Raw genomic sequence first — 20,804 nt, forward strand, 5'->3', positions numbered from 1 at the left:
TCATGATCCTGGCTTCCGCGCCACGTCGGAAATCTTGATGGATTTGGGGATCAGGTTGAGCGCGAAGAACGCGTCCGCAACCTGTTGCTGATCGGCGATGACGGCATCGGTCAGCGGCTTGATGCCGTAGGATTGCCGCTTCAGCGCGACCTCGACCACCGGGACTGACAGGCCGATCGACGGCGCCAGCTGCGCGGCAACCCCGTGGATATCGCCCTTGGCCCAATCGTCCACCGCGCTGAGCTCGGCCAGCACGGCGTCGACGATATCAGGATGGGCCTCGAGGAATTTCTTCGAGGAGAAATAGAACTGGTAGTTGGCGACGATGTTGGTGCCGTCAGCGAGCGTGCGGGCGCCGGTCGCGGCTTCCGCGGCGGCCTGGAACGGATCCCAGATCACCCATGCATCGACCGCGCCGCGCTCGAAGGCGGCGCGCGCATCGGCCGGCGCGAGAAACACCGGCTCGATCTCGGAATATTTGACGCCGGCTTTCTCCAGCGCCTTGACCAGGAGGTAATGGACATTGGAGCCCTTGTTGAGCGCGACCTTCTTGCCCTTGAGGTCGGCGACGGACTTCAGCGGGCTGTCCTTCGGCACCAGGATCGCCTCGCCCTTCGGGGCCGGCGGCTCGTAGGCGACATACTGGATCGGCGCGCCGGCGGCCTGCGCGAAGATCGGCGGGGCTTCGCCGGTGTTGCCGAAATCGATCGCACCGACATTGAGCGCCTCGAGCAGCGGCGGGCCGGAGGGGAATTCGGTCCACACCACCTTGTAGCCGTCGGCAGCTAGCTTCGGCTCCAGCGTGCCCTTGCTCTTGAGCAGCACCAGTTTGCCGTATTTCTGGTAGCCGATGCGGACCACCTTGTCCTGCCCATAGGAGGTGCCGACCGCAGCGGCGACGATGCCGATCGACAGCACGATGGCCGCGATCAGACGCTGGATGATACGCCTCATGTTCAAACCCTTTTGAATGGGAAGGCTGGTTGGCACGATCAGGCTGCCGGGTTGCGCCAGACGATGTCGCGGATCACGATCGGCTTCGGGATCAGGCCGAGCTTGTGGAAGCGGTCGGCGACACCCTGCTGGGTCGTGACGATGTCGTCGGTGACGGGGCCGACCACGAAATTCGCGCGATTGGCGGCGAGGGTCTGGATGTCCAGCGGGACGCCGGTGATCGCGGCGAGCGATTTGGCGACCTCGTTCCGGTGCTGTTCGGCCCATCGACCAGCTGCGCTCGCCACATCGATGATCTGTTGCAGGACTGCGCCGTGGCTCTTCGCGAAATCGCGATTGGCGATGAAGAAGGAGTTTGTCTTGGTGACGTCGCGCGCATTGATCAGGATGCGGCCGCCCTGCTTGGTCTCGCCGATCGCGAAATACGGATCCCAGATCGCCCAGGCTTCGATGCTGCCATTGGCAAAGGCGGGACCGGCATCCGGCGGCGTCAGATAGACCGGCGTGATGTCGGCATAGGTGAGGCCGGCTTTCTCCAGCGTCTGCACCACGATGTTGTGGGCGCTGGATCCCTTGGTGAAGCCGACGCGCTTGCCCCTCAAGTCCGCGATGGCGCGGAACGGCGAATCCTTCGGCACCAGGATGCCCTGCCCGTTGGTGATGGGCTGGCCGGCGGCATAGACGATCGCCGCGCCCGCGGCCTGGGCGAACACCGGCGGGGAATCGCCGACCGCACCGAAATCGACGCTGCCGACATTCATCGCCTCCATCATCGGAGGCCCCGACGAGAACTCGACCCATTTCACGTCGACGCCCAAGGGCGCGAAATGTTTTTCCAGGGCGGCCTGCTGACGCGTGACAACCAGCACGCCGGTCTTCTGGTAGCCGATACGAATTTCCTTCACCGCACCTTGCGACGTTGCTTGCGCGTTGGCGTGCGAAGCGAATGCGGCGGCTGCCGCAGTTCCAACGGATAGTTTCAGAAAGTCCCGACGTTGCATCCGACACTCCAGGCCGCGTGCGGCCGTCCTTCATTCGTGCTCGGGAATGATGGTGCGGCTTGTCGGAGGTGTCGAGACGCGCGGAAAAATAGCGATGCAGGCACTGCAAGCGCGGCGGAGCGCATGATTAATCTTTCAATCCACCGAGCAATGCAGGGGATATTTTTCCGCACGCGAATGTGAAAAACGCACGCACCCGACCGAGAAATAAAAAAATCGCGAAAACAACCCCATGCACAGTAGCCGGCGCGTGCGAAAACAATGACTTACGTTTATCCGAACTTGACTTGACTCGTCGGGCAAAACAGGAGCAGGATGGCATGATGGCGGCGTTGCGGATGGACCGGTCCCTGCCGGACTAGTGCAGCCACCTCACCGGCAGATTTTGCAGCCCGCGGAACGCCCATCCGCCGATCCGCACCGGCTCGTCGTCGGCGATCTCGAGCCGGCCGGCACGCGCGAACAAGGTCGGCAGTGCGACGTCGGCGATCATGGCGCGCGAGGCCCAGGCGCCGGCGCAGAAATGCGGGCCAGCACCGAAAGCGACACTCTTGGCCGTATCACGCCGCGCGTCGAACTGGTCGGCGCGCACGAAGTGCTTCTCATCGCGATTAGCGGAGCCGAACATGAGGAATACGCGTTCATCGGTTTCGAATGCGACGTCTCGGATCGTCCACGGCTTTGCGATGCGTCGCGGCGACATGCCGATCGGCGAGATCCAGCGGGCATATTCCTCGAAGGCCTGGAGCCACGTCACCTCGCCCTTGCGCACGAGATCGAGCTGGTCGGGATGGCTCAGCAGCGCCCACACCGTGCCGGCGATCGCCTTGCGCGGCTCGTTCTGGCCGCCGGATATCGCGAGCTTGACGTTGGCGCGCACGCTCTCCATCGCCATGCCCGAGGCGAACAGCACGCCGAGGATGCTCTGGTCGGGATGCTTGCGCATCACCGGCAGGATGTCGTCGATCGCCGCATCGATGCCCGACGTGGCCGCATGACACCGCGCCTCGACGGCTGGGTCGCCGCTGTAGTTGGCGATGCCCTCGATCATGCCCTGTGACCAGGCGTCCATGTCCGCAAAGCCGATATTGGTGAGGCCGGTAATCGACTTCAGGCATTCGCCGGAGAACGGCAACGCGAAGTCGCGCATGAAATCGATCCGCCCGGGCTCGATCGCGTCGATGATGCGGTCGGCATGGGCCTGGAACAGCGCGGCCCAGTGCGCCTTCACCGCCTTCGGCGACACCGTCGGAAACATCGCGCGGCGCTCGACCTGGTGCGCCTCGCCGTCCTTGCGCATCATGTTGTGGCCCATCAGCTGGTTCATCAGGCCTGCCGGCTGGTGCGAGGAGAACACGTCGATCTGCTTCTCGGAAATCGAGATATCGTCGCGGCTCGTCAGCAGCGTCGAGCCGAGCTGCGGCACGAAGGCGATCGGCGCCTCTTTCCGCATCTTGGCGAGCATCGGATAGGGGTCGGCCCAGAATGCGGCCGGGTCGATGTCGATGCGCGGCGCGGTGCTCAAGCTTCGCTCCATTGCTGTTCGCCGCCAACGTTAGCGGCTTCAGGAGGCGCCGTCTGTCCCCAGCGATTGGGACAGCCTCAGTTCAGGCCGCGCGGGCCGGCGAGCAGGCGCAGCACGATCGCAAACAGCTCGCTCTGCGAGGAAATGCCGAGCCGCTCATAGGCGCGCTTGCGGTACGTCAGCGTCGAATGCAGGCTGATTCCGAGCGCCTGCGAGATCGCCTCGGAGCTGAAGCCCGAGAGGATGCGCCGGCAAACGTCCTGCTCGCGCGGGGTGAGGCTGGCGAGCGGCGCGCGCGTCGCGAAGAGCCCGGCGAGAGACTGCTCGGTCGTCGCCGCCGAGCCGTGCTGGAAATGGCGTGCGACGCTCGCACTGATGGCCGGTGCGATGGCCTCAAGCCGCACACGCTGGGCGTCGCTGAAGCGGCCCTGGACGGCGATGCGATAGAAATTGACGTAGAAGCAGGTGTCGTCGACCCAGATCGCGGTCGCGCATTTGTCGACGATGCCGGAATCCACAAAGAACATTTTGCGGTAGCGCGCGCCGTACATGCGCGGCGCGAAGGCGGGCAGCACGAGCGTCGCGCGGCCCTCGCCTTCGAACAGCGCATCGCGGTTGGGATCGGATTGGTGGAACTGCCCGGCATAGGCGGCGCCGAGATCGCCGCCGATCGGGATGTTGCCGGCATCGAGCAGGCAGTGTGCGGCGCCCGCGCGGCTCAGCGCGAACACCATGCAATGCCCGACCCCGGCCTGCCGGCGCAGTGTATCGATCAGGATATCAGGGAAATCCGGACGACCGATGGCAAGCACCGCGGGCGTAACATCGCCAGCCGCCGGATTTGCGGGCGTCCCGTGAGGGCGCATCGTTTTCTCCACATCGCCTTTTGACGAAATTTATCAGCAATGGCCGCGCAGCGGAAGGCGGGTATCGCCGGATATCTCGTCGCCAAGCCAGGCGTACGAAGGGGCGGCTCAGCCAGCACTTGTCCGCAAAATCTTGTCCATTGCTTTTCCCTTGGCCAGCTCATCGATCAGCTTGTCCAGGTAGCGGATCTCTCGCATCGTTGGCTCTTGGACATCCTCGACCCGGACGCCGCAAACCACGCCTGTGATCAAGGCTCGCGAAGGATTGATCTTGGGGGCTTTCGCAAAGAAGGTTTCGAAGTCCGTCCGCTGTTCCAGTTGAGCTTCCAGCTCCTTCTGACCATAGCCTGTCAACCAGGAGATGACCTGATCAACCTCTGCTTTGGTGCGTCCTTTCTTCTCCGCCTTCGCAACGTAAAGCGGGTAAACGCTTGCGAAGCTGGTGGTGTAGATCCGGTGTTTTGTCATGAGCACTCCGGGATAGCTTGTTGCAGGACGTGACACTCTACCCGGCCGCCGCCTTCGCCGGCGCAACGTTGACGGCGAGTTTGCCGTAGCGGTCGGTGAAGGCCTCGGTGTCGATTTCCTCGAGCTTGATCTCGCCGCTCATGACGCCTTGCTTCCACGCCGCCTGCGCCGGATCATTCTGGAATTCCGGCATCACCTCGCGGCCGAACAGCTCCAGCGATTCGCAGATGTGCTCGTGGCTGTTCTTGCCCGCTTGGTTGAGCAAAATGACCTGGTCGACGTGCGAGCCCTGGAAGCGCTTCAGCTTCCTGCGGATGGTTTCGGGCGAGCCGATCAGGCCGCCGCGCAGCGCCGCCTCCTGCGCCTCCGGGTTGTCGCGCTTCCACTTGTTGTACTCGTCCCACATGTTGACGGTGTAGGGCGCCGGACGCTGGCGGTTCTGCGAGGCGCCGTAGAAGCGCAACGCGAACTGGAAGAAGGTGGCGCCGTCGGCGCGGGCGCGGGCCTCCTCATCCGTCTTCGCGCACATGAAGAACGACACCAGCGCCATGTTCGGGTTGATCTCGTAGTCGGCAAGCTTGGCGAGACGCTTGGTCATGGCGTTGTAATAGGCGTGCACCCAGGCGTGCGCGGCATCCGCGCTGACGAACTGGAAACCGAGCGCGCCAAAGCCGTGCCGTCCCGCGCGTTCGATGGTCTGTAATTGCGAGCAGGCCATCCACAAGGGCGGATGCGGTTTTTGCACCGGCTTCGGGACGACGTTTCGCAAGGGAATGTCGAAATATTTGCCGTGATGCTCGCTTCCCGCGTCCTTGAACATCGGGAAGATCGCGGCGACGGCCTCCTCGAACACCTCTTTCTTGGTCTCCATGTCGCGGCCGAACGGCGTGAGCTCGGTGATGGAGGCACTCTCGCCCATGCCGAATTCGCAGCGCCCGTTGGAGAGCAGGTCGAGCACTGCGACGCGCTCGGCGACACGCGCCGGGTGGTTGGTGGTGAGCTGGAGGATGCCGTGGCCGAGCCGGATGTTCCTGGTGCGCTGGCTTGCGGCCGCGAGGAACGATTCCGGCGAGGGCGAGTGCGAGTACTCTTCGAGAAAATGATGCTCGACGACCCAGGCGTGGTCGTAGCCGAGCTGGTCGGCCAGTTCCATCTGCGAGAGCGCGTTCTGGTAGAGGCTGAGCTCGTCGCCGGCCACCCACGGACGTGGCAGTTGCAGCTCATAGAAGATGCCGAACTTCATGACGCCTCTCCCAAGTTTTCTTGAGTTTTCTTGAGTTTTCTTGAGTTTTCTTGCCGCTCATATTTTTGTTGCGGGCATCTTAATGGGTGGGGCGGCGCTGTCTACGCAGTCGCAATTCCGCCTTGCGGGAGAAGGTGCTTTTCGGCGCGGCGGCCATTCAGGACCACACCGATGAAGGTGAACCGGACCAGCAGATGATAGCTCGCCAGCATCGGAGGAAGCGCGACGATGAGAAGAACGCCGAACTTGATCAGCCCGGGCCAGTCGAGCTGTGACAGCGCAACCTGCAGCGCCATCACGATCGGCAGGTGGATCATATAGAGCCAGTAGGATGCATCGGCGAGATAGCGCCACGTCCGACTGAAGCCGGACATGAAGCGGAGGGCGAGGCCGAGGACCGCGAAGGTCGAAATCCATATCGCCGGCGCATACAGGATCACGGAGACAAGCCGGAGCGTGGCGAAGCCGAAAGGCAGTTTCGGTGCACCCGGCGCGGACGTCATTGCCCCAACCAGCACGAAACTGATCAGGATCAGAGTGATTGCGAGCAGAAGATGCGGCAGCCAGCGCCGCTCAATCAGCCGCAGCAGATCGATCTGCCGATGCAGCAGCCAGCCGATCGCGAAGGCGGTGCCGAAGCCGATCCAGGCCTGCGCGTTGGTGATGAGCGATTGATCCGGCGTCCTCACGCCCATCACGTTGATCCAGCGTTGATCGAGACAGAAGGCGACGCCGATCGGGATTGCCAGAACAAGGGGGGCCAGCGGACTTTTCATGATCCCGGCGAAGACGCGGTCGATCCCCGCTCGCCACCCGCCTGACGCATCTAGCCAAACAAATGCCCCGCGCAGCAGCAGCACGGCGACATAAAGCTCCAGTAGCACATAGATGAACCAGAGATGGGTCAGGGGGAAATTCGGCAGCACCGGTGGCCAGCTGCGGGACCAGCCGCCGTTCGGGAAATGAGACGCCCAGATCGCGATGAAGTACATGGGCGTGAACAGGATCAGCCAACCGATCACGAGCGGCAGCCCGATTCTCAGGAGCCTGTCGCGGACGAAGCCCCTGACGCCCCGGCGATGAAAGCTCATGCGGGCGAAGAAACCCGCCATCAGGAAGAAGGTCGTCATCCGGAAGACATGGATGGTGAAGGTCAGCAGGCCCAGGAGCAGGCTTGGATGGGTGTCCTGGATGAACCAGAACCGGGGCGTGGCGGGCACGAACGACATGGCCGCGTGCAGGACGATGCCGAGCAGCAGGGCGCCGCCCCTGAGTGCATCAAGAGCGTGCAGCCGTTCCGATGCAGGGGTAGCGGCGGTCGAAGGTAACATGGGTGGGCTCATTCGGCTGGCGAGAGGATCTGCCGGACAGTCTGCCCAACGGGGCGCGGCGCTCTTGCCCGATCCAGAAATCGGCTAGCCGATTTCTCGACGCGGCTGGCTGATTGTCTGATCGCGATCGGTTTCCGGCCGGCTCAGCGCCTCGCGCCGGAATTCGGTCGGGGTCATGCCGGTTTCGGCCTTGAAGGCGCGATTGAAAGGTCCGATCGACTGGAAGCCCGCATCCATGGCGATGGTCAGCACCGGGACCTCCCGTTGCGTCACGTCGGACAGCGCCAGCCTGGCGTCCTCGATACGGTAGCGGTTGAGGAAAGCATTGAAGTTGCGATAGCCCAGCCCTTCATTGATCGCCTGGCGCAGCCGATGCTCGGGAACGTCGAGCCGAGCCGCGAGCGCTCCGATCGCAAGACCTTCCTGCCGATAGGTTCGCTCCACCGTCATCAGATGGTCGAGGCGCCGGAGCAGGATCGGGTCGACGACGACCCGCCCCGCGGCGGCGCGATCGGCGACCAGGGCTTGCCTCCCTACCTCGCCGGATGCGATCGCGGCGGTGGCGTCATTGACAGCCATCGCCGGCGCGCTGAACAAGCCGATGCCGGCAAGCATGGCCACCACGAACAGCCCGAGCGCGGTCGGAAGACTGCCGGGCGCACCGGGAACCGCGACGGGAATTGCGGCGAAGCCGGCGACGGCGACGGTCGCGATGAGCACGACATTGATCGCAAGCATCGCCAGCCGCAGTCGGCGTCGCCGCGCGACCAGATCGGCTCGCCAGGTCTTGACCGTCTGAATCGCGGCAGCGAGGGCCAGCACCAGGGTGGCCAAAGCCAGGACTCGCCCGCCTGCGCCGGCCAAAGCGGGCCAGTTCGCCCAGCCCAGCGTGATCGCAAACCCGAAAGCCACGATGCTCAGCCACAGGGCGCCGTGCCAACGCCTCAGCACGAAATCGTCGTCGAACGCCGCGCGCGCCCACAGCCAGAATACGGCAGGCTGCGCGGACAGGATCGGCAACACCCACCACCATGACGATTTGGGAATGTTGGGCGCCGTCGCGATCGCATAGAATATGCCGCCTGCGCACATCGCGATGCCCAGCAAAGCCTGTTGGCCGGCCGCACGACGCAGCAAGGCCACGAGAACGATCAACAGGAACACGCCGCTCGCCGCGCCGCGAAGTCCGAGATCGATCGCCGTCAGCCCTGTCGCGGTCACAACTCGGATCCCCGTTCGACGCCAAATTGTCGCATCGCCTTCGCACGGGTACAACCCAAACTTGCGGTAGTGGCTCCGGCCGCAGCGACCGCCGCAAATTGACGGATTGATCCAGATCAAGGCGTCAGTGGCCCTGCTGCATCTAAAGTGCAGCAAGGCAACGGCCCGGATGCCGTCCCAATCCCTACATTTCAGACGAGACCGAATATGTCGGCCCCTGACGACGCGACTTCGCGCGTGCGCCGTAAGCGCATGGAGATTTTCGCTTTCCTGTTCCTGACCGCGATCGTGATGCCCGTCCTCGCGGTCGGAACGGTCGGCTCCTACGGGCTCGGCGTCTGGATCTACCAGATCTTTGCCGGCCCTCCCGGCCCGCCGCCCTCCCCGCATTGATCCCTTAAAGCGAAAGACAGGCATCATGGCCCACGCCACACTCAACCGCCGTGCCTTGATCACCGGCCGGGTGCTCAGCGCCGAGCGCGTCATCTCGCCGCCCGGTTGCGAAATCGCCAGCATCATCGTGCAGGCGCGCCCCGAGCGCCTGGACCAGCTGGAAGCCGCGATCACCGCCCTTGCCGGCTGCGAGATTCACGGCCGCGCTGCGCGAGGAAAGCTCATCGTCGTGACCGAGGCGCCTGATGCCGGCAGCCTCGGCACCCTGCTCAACACCATCCAGTCGCTGCCCGACGTCTATTCCGCAGCGCTGGTCTTTCACGCCATTGAAACCGCCTGAGTCAGGAAGAGCCATTATGACATCGCCAAAGCTCGACCGCCGCCAGATGCTGAAGCTCGAGGCCGCCGCCATCGCGGCCGCCGCTGCCGGCATGCCGGCACCGGCGCTCGCCGCGAACCTCGTCGCCGAGCGCGACGTCGCCGAACTGAAATGGGACAAGGCCGCCTGCCGCTTCTGCGGGACCGGCTGCTCGGTGATGGTCGCGACCAAGAACAATCGCGTCGTCGCCACCCACGGCGACATCAAGGCCGAGGTCAATCGCGGCCTCAACTGCGTCAAGGGCTACTTCCTCTCCAAGATCATGTACGGCCACGACCGCCTGACGCAGCCGATGCTGCGCAAGACGGCCGGCAAATACGACAAGAACGGCGAATTCACGCCCATCTCCTGGACCGAAGCCTTCGACATCATGGAGGTGAAGTGGAAGGAGGCGATCAAGAAGCGCGGGCCGAACGGCGTCGCCATGTTCGGCTCCGGCCAGTGGACGATCTGGGAGGGCTATGCCGCCTCGAAGCTGTTCAAGGCCGGCTTCCGCACCAACAACATCGACCCCAATGCCCGCCACTGCATGGCCTCCGCGGTCGCCGGCATGATGCGCACCTTCGGCATCGACGAGCCGCCCGGCTGTTATGACGACATCGAGGCCACCGACGCCTTCGTGCTGTGGGGCTCCAACATGGCGGAGATGCACCCGATCCTGTGGACGCGCGTGGCCGACCGCCGGCTGTCCGCACCGCATGTCCGCGTCGCCGTGCTCTCGACCTTCGAGCACCGTTCGTTCGACCTCGCCGACATCGGCATGATCTTCAAGCCGCAGACCGACCTCTATCTGCTCAACGCCATCGCCAACCACATCATCAAGACCGGCCGGGTCAACAAGGATTTCGTTGCCGCGCATACCATCTTCAGACGCGGCCAGACCGACATCGGCTATGGTTTGAGGCCCGAGCATCCGCTGCAGAAGAAGGCGACGGGCGCGGCGAAGGCCAACGACTCCACCGAGATGAGCTACGACGAGTACGTCAAGTTCGTCTCCGAGTACACGCTGGAGAAGGCCGCCGAGATGTCGGGCGTGCCGCTCAACCGGCTGGAGGCGCTGGCCGAGCTCTATGCCGATCCCAAGACCAAGGTGGTCTCGTTCTGGACCATGGGATTCAACCAGCACACCCGCGGCGTCTGGTGCAACAACCTCGTCTACAACATCCATCTGTTGACCGGAAAGATCTCCTCGCCCGGCAACAGCCCGTTCTCGCTGACCGGCCAGCCCTCGGCCTGCGGCACCGCGCGCGAGGTCGGCACCTTCTCACACCGCCTGCCGGCCGACATGGTCGTCACCAACAAGGAGCACCGCACCAAGGCCGAACACATCTGGCAGCTCCCGGAGGGCACCATTCCCGACAAGCCCGGCGCGCATGCCGTGCTGCAAAGCCGGATGCTGAAGGACGGCCTGATCAACGCCTATTGGGTGCAGGTCAACAACAACCTCCAGGCCGGTCCCAACGCCAACGAGGAGACCTATCCGGGCTTCCGCAACCCCGACAATTTCATCGTGGTCTCGGACGCCTATCCGTCGGTCACCGCGCTCGCCGCCGACCTCATCCTGCCGACCGCGATGTGGGTGGAGAAGGAAGGCGCCTACGGCAATGCCGAGCGGCGCACGCAGTTCTGGCATCAGCTCGTCGCTGCCCCGGGCGAGTCGAAGTCCGATCTCTGGCAGCTCATGGAATTCTCAAAACGCTTCAAGATCGAGGAAGTGTGGCCGGAGGAGCTGATCGCCAAAAAGCCGGACGTGCGCGGCAAGACGCTGTTCGACGTGCTCTACAAGAACGGCGAGGTCGACAAGTTTCCGGTCTCCGACATCGAGCAGGGCTACCTCAACGACGAGTCCAAGGCGTTCGGCTTCTACGTCCATAAGGGCCTGTTCGAGGAATACGCCACCTTCGGCCGCGGCCATGGCCACGACCTCGCGCCGTTCGACACCTATCACCGCGAACGCGGCCTGCGCTGGCCTGTCGTCAACGGCCAGGAAACCAAATGGCGTTTCCGCGAGGGCAGCGACCCTTACGTCAAGCAGGGCACCGAGGTGCAGTTCTACGGTTATCCGGACGGCAAGGCGCGCATCTTCGCCCTGCCTTACGAGCCGGCGGCAGAATCGCCCGACAACGAATATCCGTTCTGGCTCTCGACCGGCCGCGTGCTCGAGCACTGGCATTCCGGCACCATGACGCGCCGGGTGCCCGAGCTCTACAAGGCTTTCCCCGAGGCCGTGTGCTTCATGCATCCCGACGACGCGCAGGAGGCGAAGATCCGCCGCGGCGACGAGGTGAAGGTGGTCTCCCGCCGCGGCTTCATCCGTGTCCGCGTCGAGACGCGCGGCCGCGACCGGCCGCCGCGCGGCCTCGTCTTCGTGCCGTGGTTCGACGAATCCAAGCTGATCAACAAGGTGACGCTGGACGCCACCGATCCGATCTCGCTGCAGACCGACTACAAGAAGTGCGCCGTGCGCATCGAGCGGGTGAACGTGTCATGATGAAACGATTTGGAGTAGCGCTGCTCGCAGTCGCGATCGCAGCCGGCGCGAGTTCGCTGACAGCGCAGACGGTGACGTCAGGCCTGCGCGGCCCGACGCCGCTCAACGAGGAAGGTCCGGCGCCGCCGATGCTGCCGAACCGCAACACCTCCGAAAGGGAAGTGCGCAACTATCCGGAGCAGCCGCCTGTCATTCCGCATACGATCGACGGCTATCAGATCGATCTCAACGGCAACAAGTGCCTGTCCTGCCATGCGCGGGCGCGCATCGCGGAATCGCAGGCGCCGATGGTCTCGATCACCCACTTCATGGACCGCGACGGCCAGTTCCTGGCTTCGATCTCGCCGCGCCGCTTCTTCTGCACGGAATGCCACGTGCCGCAGAACACCGCCAATCCGCCCGTCAGCAACGACTTCACCGACATCGACACGCTGCTGTCGCGCGCAAGTCCCGGTGGCCGCCGATGACGACGACCGCTGATGAGCCCGACGAGGGAATGAAGGCCAAGGGCGGCTTCGTCGCGCGAAGCCTAGACTTTGCGCGCGAGCTCTGGCAGGTGCTGATCCGTCCGAGCTCGGTGTTCGGGCTCGGCGTGCTGGTGCTGGCGGGCTTCATGGCCGGCGTGATCTTCTGGGGCGGCTTCAACACCGCGCTGGAATTGACCAACACCGAAAAATTCTGCACCGGCTGCCACGAGATGAAGGACAACGTCTACGCCGAGCTGAAATCGACCATCCACTTCGCCAACCGCTCCGGCGTGCGCGCAACCTGTCCGGATTGCCACGTGCCGCACAACTGGACCGACAAGATCGCCCGCAAGATGCAGGCCTCCAAGGAGGTCTGGGGCAAGCTCTTCGGCACGATCGACACCCGCGAGAAATTTCAGGATCACCGGCTCGAGCTGGCGGCGCATGAATGGGCGCGCTTCAAGTCCAACGATTCGCTGGAATGCCGCAACTGCCACAGCGCCGATTCCATGGACATCACCAAGCAGTCGCCGCGGGCCTCGGTCGCGCACCAGCGTTTCCTGTTCACCAAGGAAAAGACCTGCATCGACTGCCACAAGGGCATCGCCCACCATCTGCCCGACATGCGCGGCGTTCCCGGCTGGCAGTAGGGCGCCCCGCCCGGCTTGAACCGGCGGTGCGAATGGTTAGTTTTGGGGCTGGCGAATCGCTCCGTTTCGCCCCCTCCTCAAAGCAGACATGGCCACATTCACCCCGCATCAAGATGCCGCGCTCAAGGCCGTTGGCGACTGGCTCAAGGCCAAGCCCGGCCGCAACGGCACGCCGCCGGTGTTCCGCCTGTTCGGCTATGCCGGTACCGGCAAGACCACGCTGGCGCGGCACATCGCCGACGGCGTCGACGGCGAGGTGAAGTTCGCCGCCTTCACCGGCAAGGCGGCGCTGGTCATGCGCAACAAGGGCTGCGACGAAGCCTCCACCATCCATTCGCTGATCTACCGCACCCGCGAATCCGGCGAGGAGCAGCCCAGCTTCGAGCTGTGGGACGACGCCCCGGCGTCCAAGGCCAAGCTGATCGTGATCGACGAATGCTCGATGGTCGATGCCGAATTGGGCCGCGACCTGATGTCGTTCGACTGCCCGCTGCTGGTGCTGGGCGATCCCGCGCAGCTGCCCCCGATCCAGGGCGGCGGGTTCTTCACCAATACCGAGCCCGACGCGATGCTGACCGAGGTGCACCGCCAGGCCCAGGACGACCCGATCGTGCGGATGTCGATGGACGTCCGCGAGGGACGCGAGCTCGACATCGGCCGCTACGGCGAGAGCGAGGTGGTGTCGCGCAAGGAGCTCGATCCTGATCGCGTCATGGCCGCGGACCAGGTGCTGGTCGGACGCAACAACACGCGGCGCGCGTACAATATGCGCGTGCGTCAGCGCCAGAACATCGAGGACGTCTTCCCCGTCGCCGGCGACAAGCTGGTCTGCCTGCGCAACAATCGCAAGAAGGGCCTGTTCAACGGCGGGCTGTGGCGCGTGAAGTCGCGCAACACCTCGCGCTCGAAATCCCGCATTCTCAGCATGAGGCTGTCGCCGGACGAGGATCTCGGCCACAAGGTGACGAAGGTCTCGGTGCGCGCCGATTGCTTCGAGGGCGGCGTCGAGGCGATCGCCTGGGAGCAGCGCAAGCCCTATGACGAGTTCGACTACGGCTACGTGCTGACCGTGCACAAGTCGCAGGGCTCGCAATGGGACGACGTCGTGCTGTTCGACGAGAGCTTTGCGTTTCAGGAGAGCCGCGCGAGGTGGCTTTATACCGGCATCACGCGCGCGGCAAAACGTCTGAGCATTGTGGTGTGATGCGCCGCAAGCGCGGCCCCGAGCGGATGCATTCACCAGGCGCTAGGCTTTGATGTGTATCACCGTGCCGTCTGGATGGGGACGCACATGAACACCGGAAGACTCGATTACCTCGACACGCCCGATGAAGCCTGTGCGAACCGTCGCCGCTTCCTGAGATCGGTCGGCATCGCGGCCGGCACGCTCGCCGCATCGGCTGTAGCGCCAGGGATGGCGCTATCCGCTCCGCTTCGCGCGGGCCACTCGCGGTCGGGCAAGCCGGTGCGGATCTCGAAGCAACGCCTCAACGAGCTGGCGGCGAAATTCTATGCCGTGTTCAACGAACGCGACATCCTGCCCAAGGACTTCTCCGAGAAGCATGCCGCGCGCTACGACGTCGAGCTGCGGCGCATCGTCACCTCTACGCACGTCCCCGAGACGGGAGAGCGCGTGCAGGTCAGCGCGCTCGTCGCGGTCCCGGCCGGTATCCGCGGCGTGCTGCCGGTCCTGTCCTGGCAACACGGCACGATCCTGTCGTTCGATCAGGTGCCATCCAACCTGCTGCGGCTCGGCGATGAAGCCTACCAGCTCCGCGACAATGTCGACTCGCTGGAGACGCTGTTCAACATCCAGCGCTTCGCCGGCAACGGCTATGCCGTGATCGCCGCAGACTACGTCGGCAAGGGTCCTTATCGCAACGGTCGCGGCGAGGCCTATGCGGTGAAGGGCGCCACGGTGCAGTGCTGCCTCGACGTCCTCGATGCCGGCCTGATCGAGCTGAAGGCGCTCGGCCTTCGCCAATCGGAGCTGTTCCTGAACGGCTGGTCGCAAGGCGCGCTGAACACGCAATGGCTCAAGCAGGAGATGCAACGCCGCGGGCTCAAGGTGACGGCAACCGCGACCCAAAGCCCGTTCAACAATCTCGCCGAGAGCTTCCATTACTGGGTCAACCCGGCGTCCTACATTCCCTCTACCGAGACGTCCTACCCGATGCCGCCGGCCTGGATCACGCCGTGCTTGATCGTCCTGTTGGGAAGCTACCGCCAGTACTATGGACTACGCGATCTGTTCACGACGGCCATCAAACCGCAATATCAGGCGTTCGCGGAAAAATACTGGGCCGACTACAGCCTGGAGGGCGAGACAGCGAAGAGCGTTCCGCCAGCTGGCGATTTGCTGGCGGACGGGTTCTTCGACCGCTTCACCAAGGACACCAACAGCCGGCTGCTGCGCCAGCTCGGCAACAACAGCGCGACTTTCTGGGACTATGATTCCCCTATCCGGTTCTATTACGGATTGGCGGACGAGGCGCTGCATCCGCGGTTGGTCAAGCCGGCGATCGCCGCCGGCGGACGGTTCGCGGACGGCGTTGCGGTTGGTGGCGCGAGCCATCGCGTCACGTTCCTCGCGAGCCTCTATGGCGACAGCGCCGTGTTGAACGGGCAGTCCACCGTGCTCGACTGGTTCAACTCGATGATGTGAACCGGCGCGCGGCTATTTGCCCGCGACGAAATAAAAATCCTCTCTTCCCGGCGGCGAGCCGTAGGAAAACGGCTGCTGCACGTGCTTGGTCACAAGCCAGACGTCGTCGCGGACAATGTCGAACAGTTTTCGGATCTCGACGCGCGGCATCTTGATTTCGCGGGCGAGCGCAGTGGCGAACGGACTGTCGGCGCCGCCGTCGCCGTCCATCGCGGTCTCGCCGTGCTTGGCGGCGTAGACCACCATGAAGCCGGCGCCGGGCTCGATGTTGGAAAAGCCCTTGTCGACCAGCTTGAGCGACAGCGTGCGCTGCATGGTCGGCGCGAACGGATTGTCGCGGCAGGCATCCAGCATCACCAGACGCACTTTTCGCGCAGCGCCCACCGCGGCGATCACCTGCTCCAGCGCAACCGCCTGGGTCTCGGCGTCCCTGTCGGCGGCAAGCTTGGCATCGACGGGAACGAGATAATTGACGCCGCCGATCTCGAAACCGTGGCCGGCGTAATAGACCACAGCCCAATCCGCCTTCTCCGCCTCGGCAGCAAACGTCTGCAACGCTTCGAAGAACTTGTCGCGGGTGAGGTCGCTGACGGATATCACGGTCTGGAAGCCGACATCGCGCAGCACGGCTGCGATCATTTTCGAGTCGCGGGGCGGATTGGGCAAGGCGTGGACGTTCTTGTAGGCGCCGTTACCGATCACAAGCGCCACACGGCGCCCGGTGGATCCGGCCGAGGGCTGCGGGGTCAGCGCAGCCAATCGCTCCTGCGCGATCGCGCGGGCGCGCGCGACATCGAGCTCGTCGAACTTGGTCAGCGAATAGGCCGCCGCACGATAGTCGGCACGGGCCTGGGCGAGATCCTTCTTGCGCTCGTAGATCTGGCCGCGCCCCGAATGTGCCCGGACATTGTTCGGGTTGATCTGGATCGCCGTATTGTAGTCCTTCAGCGCGGCGTCGAAATCGCCCTTCAACATGTTGACGTCGGCGCGATTGTTGATCGCGTACACGTTTTTCGGCAGCTTCTCGATCAGGCCGTTGCAGTCGGCGAAGGCCTGGTCGTACTTGCCCATCATGCCGTAGGTGATGCAGCGGTTTGCGGTGATCTGCTGCGCGCCCGGTTCGATCTTCTCGGCCTCCGCGAAATCGGCGATCGCGCCGTCAAAATCCTGCATCAGCGTGCGCACGCGGGCGCGGTTGGTGTAGCCGAGCAGGAATTTTGGCGCATATTTGATCGACAGGTTGAAATCGTCGAGCGCGCTTTGCAGCGCACCCCGGCGCAACTGGATGATGCCGCGGTTATTGTAGGGGACACCGTAGGTCGGGCGTTTCTGGAGCGCGAGGTTGTAGTCCGCCATCGCATGGTCGTCCTGGCCCGTCCGTTCATAGGCGAGGCCGCGCAAATTGAGCGTGACGACGTTTTCGGGATCGAGGTCGACGGCGATGGACAAGGTCTCGATGGCGTGGACGTAGTCGCGTTTGTTGATCAGCGTATTGCCGCGCACGGAGAGTGCGATGGCCTTGTCCTTGCCGCTGAGCCGGTCGGCGTTGAGCAAATTGTCGCAGGCCTGCGCCCTCGCCTGCGCATCCGCCTGGCGGTCGCGGCAAATGGCGAGGTCGTCGCCGGGTTTTGGATCGGCCGCCGCGAGCGAGCTCCAGGCGGACAGGATCGTGAGCACGGCGACGAGGGTCAGGGATACGACGCGCAGCATGTTGTCAGGTCAGCTCCAGCCATCATTCTTTAGGTCGATCACCGATCGCGCCGGTTCATCTAGCGCGGAGTTCCGGTCCTCGCCAAGCCGGGCGGCGCCAGGCGCCGCGTTTCACAGACTCGTGTCTGCCCGGCCGTAACAATCGCCCGGTCCGCCCGTATCTCGAATGTCCGAAAATGCCGGGCAGGCTGTTCGCCCGGCACCAACCGCCCTAGACTGTCAGACCTTCCGAAAGAGGATCGCCATGCGCCGACCTGCCCTCCTGTCCCTGCTCGCCGCAACCACCGCCCTGACGCTGGCCTTTGCCGCGCCGACCCGGGCCGCAGAGGATGCGGTCGTGATCCCCGCTCCCGCCGTTGACGCGGCGCCCGCCAGCGGGATCCAGACCGCCGTGATCGCCGGCGGCTGCTTCTGGGGCGTGCAGGGCGTGTTCCAGCACACCGCAGGCGTCGTCAACGCGGTCTCCGGCTACGCCGGCGGCACCAAGGCGACGGCCGACTACCAGACCGTCTCGAGCGGCCGGACCGGCCACGCGGAATCGGTCGAGATCAAATACGACCCGAAGAAGATCTCCTACGGCAAGATCCTCCAGATCTACTTCTCGGTGGCGCACGACCCGACCCAGCTCAACCGGCAGGGCCCCGACACCGGCACGCAATATCGCTCGGCGATCTTCACCACCTCGGACGAGCAGAAGAAGGTGGCCGAGGCCTATATCGCCCAGCTCAACGGCGCCAAGGTTTTCAGCAAGCCGATCGCGACCAAGGTCGGCGCGCTGGAGGCGTTCTATCCGGCGGAGGCCTATCACCAGGATTATCTGACGCTGCACCCGAACCAGCCCTATATCGCCTACAACGACCTCCCGAAGGTGGAGAACCTGAAAAAGCTGTTCGCGGATAACTATATCGAGAAGCCGACGCTGGTGAGCGCCAGCAAGGCCACCAACTGATCGCAAGATCACTGAACAAGATCACCGAAAACAAGATCACGAAAAACGGGAGACCCATGCCCGACACCAAGACGAAAACCACGGACGACAAGGTCATCAAGAGCGAACAGCAATGGCGCAGCGAGTTGTCGCCGATGCAATACGCGGTGCTGCGCGAGAAGGCGACCGAGCGTCCCTTCTCCGGCGAATATGAACACGACCACCGCGCCGGCACCTATACCTGCGCCGGCTGCGGCAACGTGCTGTTCGAGTCCGACGCGAAGTTCGATTCCGGCTGCGGCTGGCCGAGCTTCACCCAGCCCGCCGTCGAGGGCCATATCGACGAGGAGCGGGACGTCAGCCACGGCATGGTCCGCACCGAGGTGCTGTGCGCCAAGTGCAGCGGCCATCTCGGCCATGTCTTCCCCGACGGCCCGGGGCCGACGGGCTTGCGTTACTGCATCAATTCCGCCGCGCTGAAGCTCGAACCCAAATAAACCTTGCGCGCCGCCGGGTTCCGTCATGGAACCCGGCGGCGCGATGTGCTTTTCTACCTCGTGGTGCGGCCGTCCATGGCGTTGCGGCGGCCGCCAGGGAGGATGCCATGACGCTTGGGACCATCCTGATCATCCTGGTGATCATTTATCTCGTCGGCGGCCTGTCGGGCCGCATCGGTGGTTACGGCTACGGAATGGGTCATTCCGGCATGGGGATCGGCGGCCTCGTCCTGGTGGTGCTGCTCGTGCTGCTGCTCCTTGGCAAGCTATAAACCATTCAAACTACTGATATTACTGCAGCTTTCCGCCTTGCGGAGCTGCCATGCGCGGATTCATCATCTCGCATCGCGGGGGTCGCAATTTTGTCAAAACGAGCTATATTAGAGGACGAAAATGACATGTGCGGCGCCCACTCCAATGGTGGCCTCTGCCCGTCCCAACCCCACGCGCTTAAAGCCCCAGAGAGATCACGAGGTCTTTGACCATGCGTCCACTGCGTCCGTTCAACTTCAACACTTCCGCCGAACTCTTCCCCGCTGCGATCCGCAAGAAGAAGCGTGCAGGATTCACCTATCGCCGGTTCGGCACCGCGGCCGAAGCCGTCCAGTTCGCGATGGAGCAGTTGCCGACGGATTCGCTGAACGGCGCCTATCTCCAAGTCGAGGAAGCGCGCTTCGACCAGAACGGCATCCGCTCGCTCTATGAGAGCGAAGCCTTCCCGTTGCCCCGCCACCGCAAGCCGGTTGAAGCCAGCTCCGACGCCGCCGACGCGGCCTAAGTTTTCGTAACGACTGCGATGTGCGCTCAGGGCGCGATGGCCGAAAGGCCGTCGCGCTTTTTGCGTTTTGGGAGTGTCAGATGCGCGGCTGCTTGTCGAGCCAGCGGCGGAGCAGGCGCACGTTGCGCATGTTGGCACGGAACATGACGTCGAAGGCGTCGCCCGCGAACGGGACGATGCCGACGACGCCGTCGAGAGCGACATTGCCGAGCATGCGCGCGGTGATGTACCAGGGCGCCCCGAGCGCCCTGGCCTCTCGTACCAGCCAAAGCGAGATCGCGGTGGTGATGATGTCGCCGACCACGGGGATCAACCCGATCAAGCCGTCGATGCCATAGCGGATATTGGTTCCGGGCAGCACGAAGGCGACGTCGAGCAGCTTTGCGATCGCCTCGATCCGCGCGATCCGCTGCTCGCGCGTCAGATTGCCGAACGGGTTGCCAGCGAAGGGACTGTCCTTCCCTAACTCGAAACGAAACTCGCGAAAGCCCTGCTCGAGCGTTTCGGGCCGGATCTCGTGACCGTCCTGATCGATGATCGGCCCACGCCCCTCGGTGCCCGAAGAGGCCGCACCCGGGCGGCTTCCCGAACGGGAGCGACGCGGAGCAAGAATATCGTCATCGGGCATGGTCATGGCCTGTAGGGAACGCGCCAGCGCGGCGGAGGTTGCTGCGGCGTGATCGAAGGTCGCGCCCTCAAGTCTGTGCTGCCGCCGGCTGCGGCTCCGCGACATATCTATGCACGAGCCAGGATGAAATCACCGCCGGCACGAAGCCGACGAGGCCGTACAGGATGAACTGCACCGCGCCCGAGTCCGGCCCGCGCGAGCTGTAGGTCAGCGAGGCCAGGATGAAGGCGAACACGCCGACCAGCAGCATCCGCAGCACCGGGCCGATCCGGCGGATGTGGACCAGGATATCGTCGACCGCACCGATCATCAGCGAGGGCAGGAAACCGAACAGATAACTGTATTGCAGGGATTTGAAGAACACCGCGAACAGCTTGCCGACCTCAGCGAGACTGGTCTGGGTCCAATAGCCGGACTGATAGGTCGTCGTCAGCAGCAGCAGGAACCCGCCCACGAACGGGCCGACCAGCGCAAACACGAGATAGCGTTTCATCAGGCACCCTCATCCTTCGCCCCGTTATAGCAGCGCCGCGGGAACCTTGAATAGCGGGGGGTGCGGACTCTGCGCTGGGAACAAGCGGCATGGCGACGAGTTCAGACAGGACTTGA

The 20,804-nt window shown here is 64.0% G+C and carries 22 protein-coding genes; 11 read left to right on the plus strand and 11 right to left on the minus strand.

Features of this window, described 5'->3' with window-relative positions:
* The 8 genes from BRA1417_RS0135760 to BRA1417_RS0135795 all read right to left on the minus strand — a co-directional run bounded on the left by BRA1417_RS0135760 (nucleotide 1) and on the right by BRA1417_RS0135795 (nucleotide 8,609).
* Nucleotides 1–954 carry a sulfonate ABC transporter substrate-binding protein gene (locus BRA1417_RS0135760; protein ID WP_027519921.1) on the minus strand — a complete coding sequence of 318 codons (954 nt, stop codon included), beginning with the start codon at nucleotides 952–954 and terminating at the stop codon, nucleotides 1–3.
* A 38-nt stretch (nucleotides 955–992) separates the two neighbouring features.
* A complete protein-coding gene (locus BRA1417_RS0135765) occupies nucleotides 993–1,955 on the minus strand; it encodes a sulfonate ABC transporter substrate-binding protein (RefSeq protein WP_027519922.1) in 963 nt (320 codons plus the stop codon).
* 358 nt (nucleotides 1,956–2,313) lie between these two features.
* Nucleotides 2,314–3,480 (minus strand): cytochrome P450, encoded by a 1,167-nt coding sequence (locus tag BRA1417_RS0135770; protein WP_027519923.1) that lies wholly within the window; start codon nucleotides 3,478–3,480, stop codon nucleotides 2,314–2,316.
* Nucleotides 3,481–3,557: 77 nt separating this feature from the next.
* The gene (locus tag BRA1417_RS0135775; protein WP_027519924.1) at nucleotides 3,558–4,346 is read right to left on the minus strand and encodes a helix-turn-helix transcriptional regulator; all 789 of its coding nucleotides are present in this window, start codon (nucleotides 4,344–4,346) and stop codon (nucleotides 3,558–3,560) included.
* 108 nt (nucleotides 4,347–4,454) lie between these two features.
* Nucleotides 4,455–4,814 (minus strand): DUF2200 domain-containing protein, encoded by a 360-nt coding sequence (locus BRA1417_RS0135780; protein WP_027519925.1) that lies wholly within the window; start codon nucleotides 4,812–4,814, stop codon nucleotides 4,455–4,457.
* Between the two features lie 37 nt (nucleotides 4,815–4,851).
* Nucleotides 4,852–6,057 (minus strand): LLM class flavin-dependent oxidoreductase, encoded by a 1,206-nt coding sequence (locus BRA1417_RS0135785; protein WP_027519926.1) that lies wholly within the window; start codon nucleotides 6,055–6,057, stop codon nucleotides 4,852–4,854.
* A 101-nt stretch (nucleotides 6,058–6,158) separates the two neighbouring features.
* Nucleotides 6,159–7,388 carry an acyltransferase family protein gene (locus tag BRA1417_RS0135790; protein ID WP_027519927.1) on the minus strand — a complete coding sequence of 410 codons (1,230 nt, stop codon included), beginning with the start codon at nucleotides 7,386–7,388 and terminating at the stop codon, nucleotides 6,159–6,161.
* Between the two features lie 84 nt (nucleotides 7,389–7,472).
* Nucleotides 7,473–8,609, minus strand: a complete 1,137-nt coding sequence (locus BRA1417_RS0135795; protein ID WP_027519928.1) for a helix-turn-helix domain-containing protein — start codon at nucleotides 8,607–8,609, stop codon at nucleotides 7,473–7,475.
* Between the two features lie 207 nt (nucleotides 8,610–8,816).
* On the opposite strand from BRA1417_RS0135795, the gene napE reads away from it, so the two are divergent.
* The 7 genes from napE (at nucleotide 8,817) to BRA1417_RS41370 (ending at nucleotide 15,654) form a co-directional block, all read left to right on the plus strand.
* Nucleotides 8,817–9,002: a periplasmic nitrate reductase, NapE protein gene (napE, locus tag BRA1417_RS0135800; protein WP_027519929.1), complete on the plus strand. Its 186-nt coding sequence runs from the start codon at nucleotides 8,817–8,819 to the stop codon at nucleotides 9,000–9,002.
* Nucleotides 9,003–9,027: 25 nt separating this feature from the next.
* Nucleotides 9,028–9,342: a chaperone NapD gene (locus BRA1417_RS0135805; RefSeq protein ID WP_027519930.1), complete on the plus strand. Its 315-nt coding sequence runs from the start codon at nucleotides 9,028–9,030 to the stop codon at nucleotides 9,340–9,342.
* Nucleotides 9,343–9,358: 16 nt separating this feature from the next.
* Nucleotides 9,359–11,872 carry a nitrate reductase catalytic subunit NapA gene (gene napA, locus BRA1417_RS0135810; RefSeq protein ID WP_027519931.1) on the plus strand — a complete coding sequence of 838 codons (2,514 nt, stop codon included), beginning with the start codon at nucleotides 9,359–9,361 and terminating at the stop codon, nucleotides 11,870–11,872.
* Entirely contained in the window at nucleotides 11,869–12,339 is a 471-nt protein-coding gene (locus tag BRA1417_RS0135815; RefSeq protein WP_027519932.1) for a nitrate reductase cytochrome c-type subunit, read from the plus strand. Before napA ends, BRA1417_RS0135815 begins: the two co-directional genes overlap by 4 nt.
* A complete protein-coding gene (locus BRA1417_RS0135820; protein ID WP_027519933.1) occupies nucleotides 12,336–12,989 on the plus strand; it encodes a NapC/NirT family cytochrome c in 654 nt (217 codons plus the stop codon). Before BRA1417_RS0135815 ends, BRA1417_RS0135820 begins: the two co-directional genes overlap by 4 nt.
* 88 nt (nucleotides 12,990–13,077) lie before the next feature.
* Nucleotides 13,078–14,193 carry an ATP-dependent RecD-like DNA helicase gene (locus tag BRA1417_RS0135825; protein ID WP_007596183.1) on the plus strand — a complete coding sequence of 372 codons (1,116 nt, stop codon included), beginning with the start codon at nucleotides 13,078–13,080 and terminating at the stop codon, nucleotides 14,191–14,193.
* 87 nt (nucleotides 14,194–14,280) lie between these two features.
* On the plus strand, nucleotides 14,281–15,654 hold the full coding sequence (locus tag BRA1417_RS41370) for a lysophospholipase (protein WP_198034888.1): 1,374 nt from the start codon (nucleotides 14,281–14,283) through the stop codon (nucleotides 15,652–15,654).
* A gap of 12 nt (nucleotides 15,655–15,666) precedes the next feature.
* Here the strand turns inward: BRA1417_RS41370 and BRA1417_RS0135835 are convergent, their stop codons facing one another.
* Nucleotides 15,667–17,364: a caspase family protein gene (locus tag BRA1417_RS0135835; protein ID WP_027519934.1), complete on the minus strand. Its 1,698-nt coding sequence runs from the start codon at nucleotides 17,362–17,364 to the stop codon at nucleotides 15,667–15,669.
* A gap of 244 nt (nucleotides 17,365–17,608) precedes the next feature.
* Between BRA1417_RS0135835 and msrA the strand changes: the two genes are divergently transcribed.
* The 4 genes from msrA (at nucleotide 17,609) to BRA1417_RS0135855 (ending at nucleotide 19,567) form a co-directional block, all read left to right on the plus strand.
* Complete coding sequence (msrA, locus tag BRA1417_RS0135840) at nucleotides 17,609–18,313, plus strand: peptide-methionine (S)-S-oxide reductase MsrA (RefSeq protein ID WP_027519935.1); 705 nt, start codon at nucleotides 17,609–17,611, stop codon at nucleotides 18,311–18,313.
* A gap of 56 nt (nucleotides 18,314–18,369) precedes the next feature.
* Nucleotides 18,370–18,789: a peptide-methionine (R)-S-oxide reductase MsrB gene (gene msrB, locus BRA1417_RS0135845; protein ID WP_027519936.1), complete on the plus strand. Its 420-nt coding sequence runs from the start codon at nucleotides 18,370–18,372 to the stop codon at nucleotides 18,787–18,789.
* Between the two features lie 107 nt (nucleotides 18,790–18,896).
* Complete coding sequence (locus BRA1417_RS43330; RefSeq protein WP_007596187.1) at nucleotides 18,897–19,061, plus strand: DUF3309 family protein; 165 nt, start codon at nucleotides 18,897–18,899, stop codon at nucleotides 19,059–19,061.
* Nucleotides 19,062–19,273: 212 nt separating this feature from the next.
* A complete protein-coding gene (locus BRA1417_RS0135855) occupies nucleotides 19,274–19,567 on the plus strand; it encodes a hypothetical protein (RefSeq protein WP_027519937.1) in 294 nt (97 codons plus the stop codon).
* A gap of 76 nt (nucleotides 19,568–19,643) precedes the next feature.
* Here the strand turns inward: BRA1417_RS0135855 and BRA1417_RS0135860 are convergent, their stop codons facing one another.
* Together BRA1417_RS0135860 and BRA1417_RS0135865 are read right to left on the minus strand one after the other, a co-directional pair.
* Nucleotides 19,644–20,201, minus strand: a complete 558-nt coding sequence (locus BRA1417_RS0135860) for a DUF4112 domain-containing protein (protein ID WP_027519938.1) — start codon at nucleotides 20,199–20,201, stop codon at nucleotides 19,644–19,646.
* Nucleotides 20,202–20,262: 61 nt separating this feature from the next.
* Nucleotides 20,263–20,688 carry a DUF5413 family protein gene (locus BRA1417_RS0135865; RefSeq protein WP_027519939.1) on the minus strand — a complete coding sequence of 142 codons (426 nt, stop codon included), beginning with the start codon at nucleotides 20,686–20,688 and terminating at the stop codon, nucleotides 20,263–20,265.
* Between the last annotated feature and the right edge of the window lie 116 nt (nucleotides 20,689–20,804).

Source organism: Bradyrhizobium sp. WSM1417, assembly GCF_000515415.1.
Taxonomy (GTDB): domain Bacteria; phylum Pseudomonadota; class Alphaproteobacteria; order Rhizobiales; family Xanthobacteraceae; genus Bradyrhizobium.

Coding starts and splice junctions, on each gene's coding strand:
- BRA1417_RS0135780 (WP_027519925.1), bottom strand. CDS start 4,814: ATGACAAAACACCGGATCTACACCACCAGCTTCGCAAGCGTTTACCCG.
- BRA1417_RS0135775 (WP_027519924.1), bottom strand. CDS start 4,346: ATGCGCCCTCACGGGACGCCCGCAAATCCGGCGGCTGGCGATGTTACG.
- BRA1417_RS0135835 (WP_027519934.1), bottom strand. CDS start 17,364: ATGCTGCGCGTCGTATCCCTGACCCTCGTCGCCGTGCTCACGATCCTG.
- BRA1417_RS43330 (WP_007596187.1), top strand. CDS start 18,897: ATGACGCTTGGGACCATCCTGATCATCCTGGTGATCATTTATCTCGTC.
- BRA1417_RS0135805 (WP_027519930.1), top strand. CDS start 9,028: ATGGCCCACGCCACACTCAACCGCCGTGCCTTGATCACCGGCCGGGTG.
- BRA1417_RS0135785 (WP_027519926.1), bottom strand. CDS start 6,057: ATGAAGTTCGGCATCTTCTATGAGCTGCAACTGCCACGTCCGTGGGTG.
- msrA (WP_027519935.1), top strand. CDS start 17,609: ATGCGCCGACCTGCCCTCCTGTCCCTGCTCGCCGCAACCACCGCCCTG.
- BRA1417_RS0135865 (WP_027519939.1), bottom strand. CDS start 20,688: ATGAAACGCTATCTCGTGTTTGCGCTGGTCGGCCCGTTCGTGGGCGGG.
- BRA1417_RS0135820 (WP_027519933.1), top strand. CDS start 12,336: ATGACGACGACCGCTGATGAGCCCGACGAGGGAATGAAGGCCAAGGGC.
- msrB (WP_027519936.1), top strand. CDS start 18,370: ATGCCCGACACCAAGACGAAAACCACGGACGACAAGGTCATCAAGAGC.
- BRA1417_RS0135765 (WP_027519922.1), bottom strand. CDS start 1,955: ATGCAACGTCGGGACTTTCTGAAACTATCCGTTGGAACTGCGGCAGCC.
- napE (WP_027519929.1), top strand. CDS start 8,817: ATGTCGGCCCCTGACGACGCGACTTCGCGCGTGCGCCGTAAGCGCATG.
- BRA1417_RS0135825 (WP_007596183.1), top strand. CDS start 13,078: ATGGCCACATTCACCCCGCATCAAGATGCCGCGCTCAAGGCCGTTGGC.
- BRA1417_RS0135860 (WP_027519938.1), bottom strand. CDS start 20,201: ATGACCATGCCCGATGACGATATTCTTGCTCCGCGTCGCTCCCGTTCG.
- BRA1417_RS41370 (WP_198034888.1), top strand. CDS start 14,281: ATGAACACCGGAAGACTCGATTACCTCGACACGCCCGATGAAGCCTGT.
- napA (WP_027519931.1), top strand. CDS start 9,359: ATGACATCGCCAAAGCTCGACCGCCGCCAGATGCTGAAGCTCGAGGCC.
- BRA1417_RS0135815 (WP_027519932.1), top strand. CDS start 11,869: ATGATGAAACGATTTGGAGTAGCGCTGCTCGCAGTCGCGATCGCAGCC.
- BRA1417_RS0135760 (WP_027519921.1), bottom strand. CDS start 954: ATGAGGCGTATCATCCAGCGTCTGATCGCGGCCATCGTGCTGTCGATC.
- BRA1417_RS0135790 (WP_027519927.1), bottom strand. CDS start 7,388: ATGTTACCTTCGACCGCCGCTACCCCTGCATCGGAACGGCTGCACGCT.
- BRA1417_RS0135855 (WP_027519937.1), top strand. CDS start 19,274: ATGCGTCCACTGCGTCCGTTCAACTTCAACACTTCCGCCGAACTCTTC.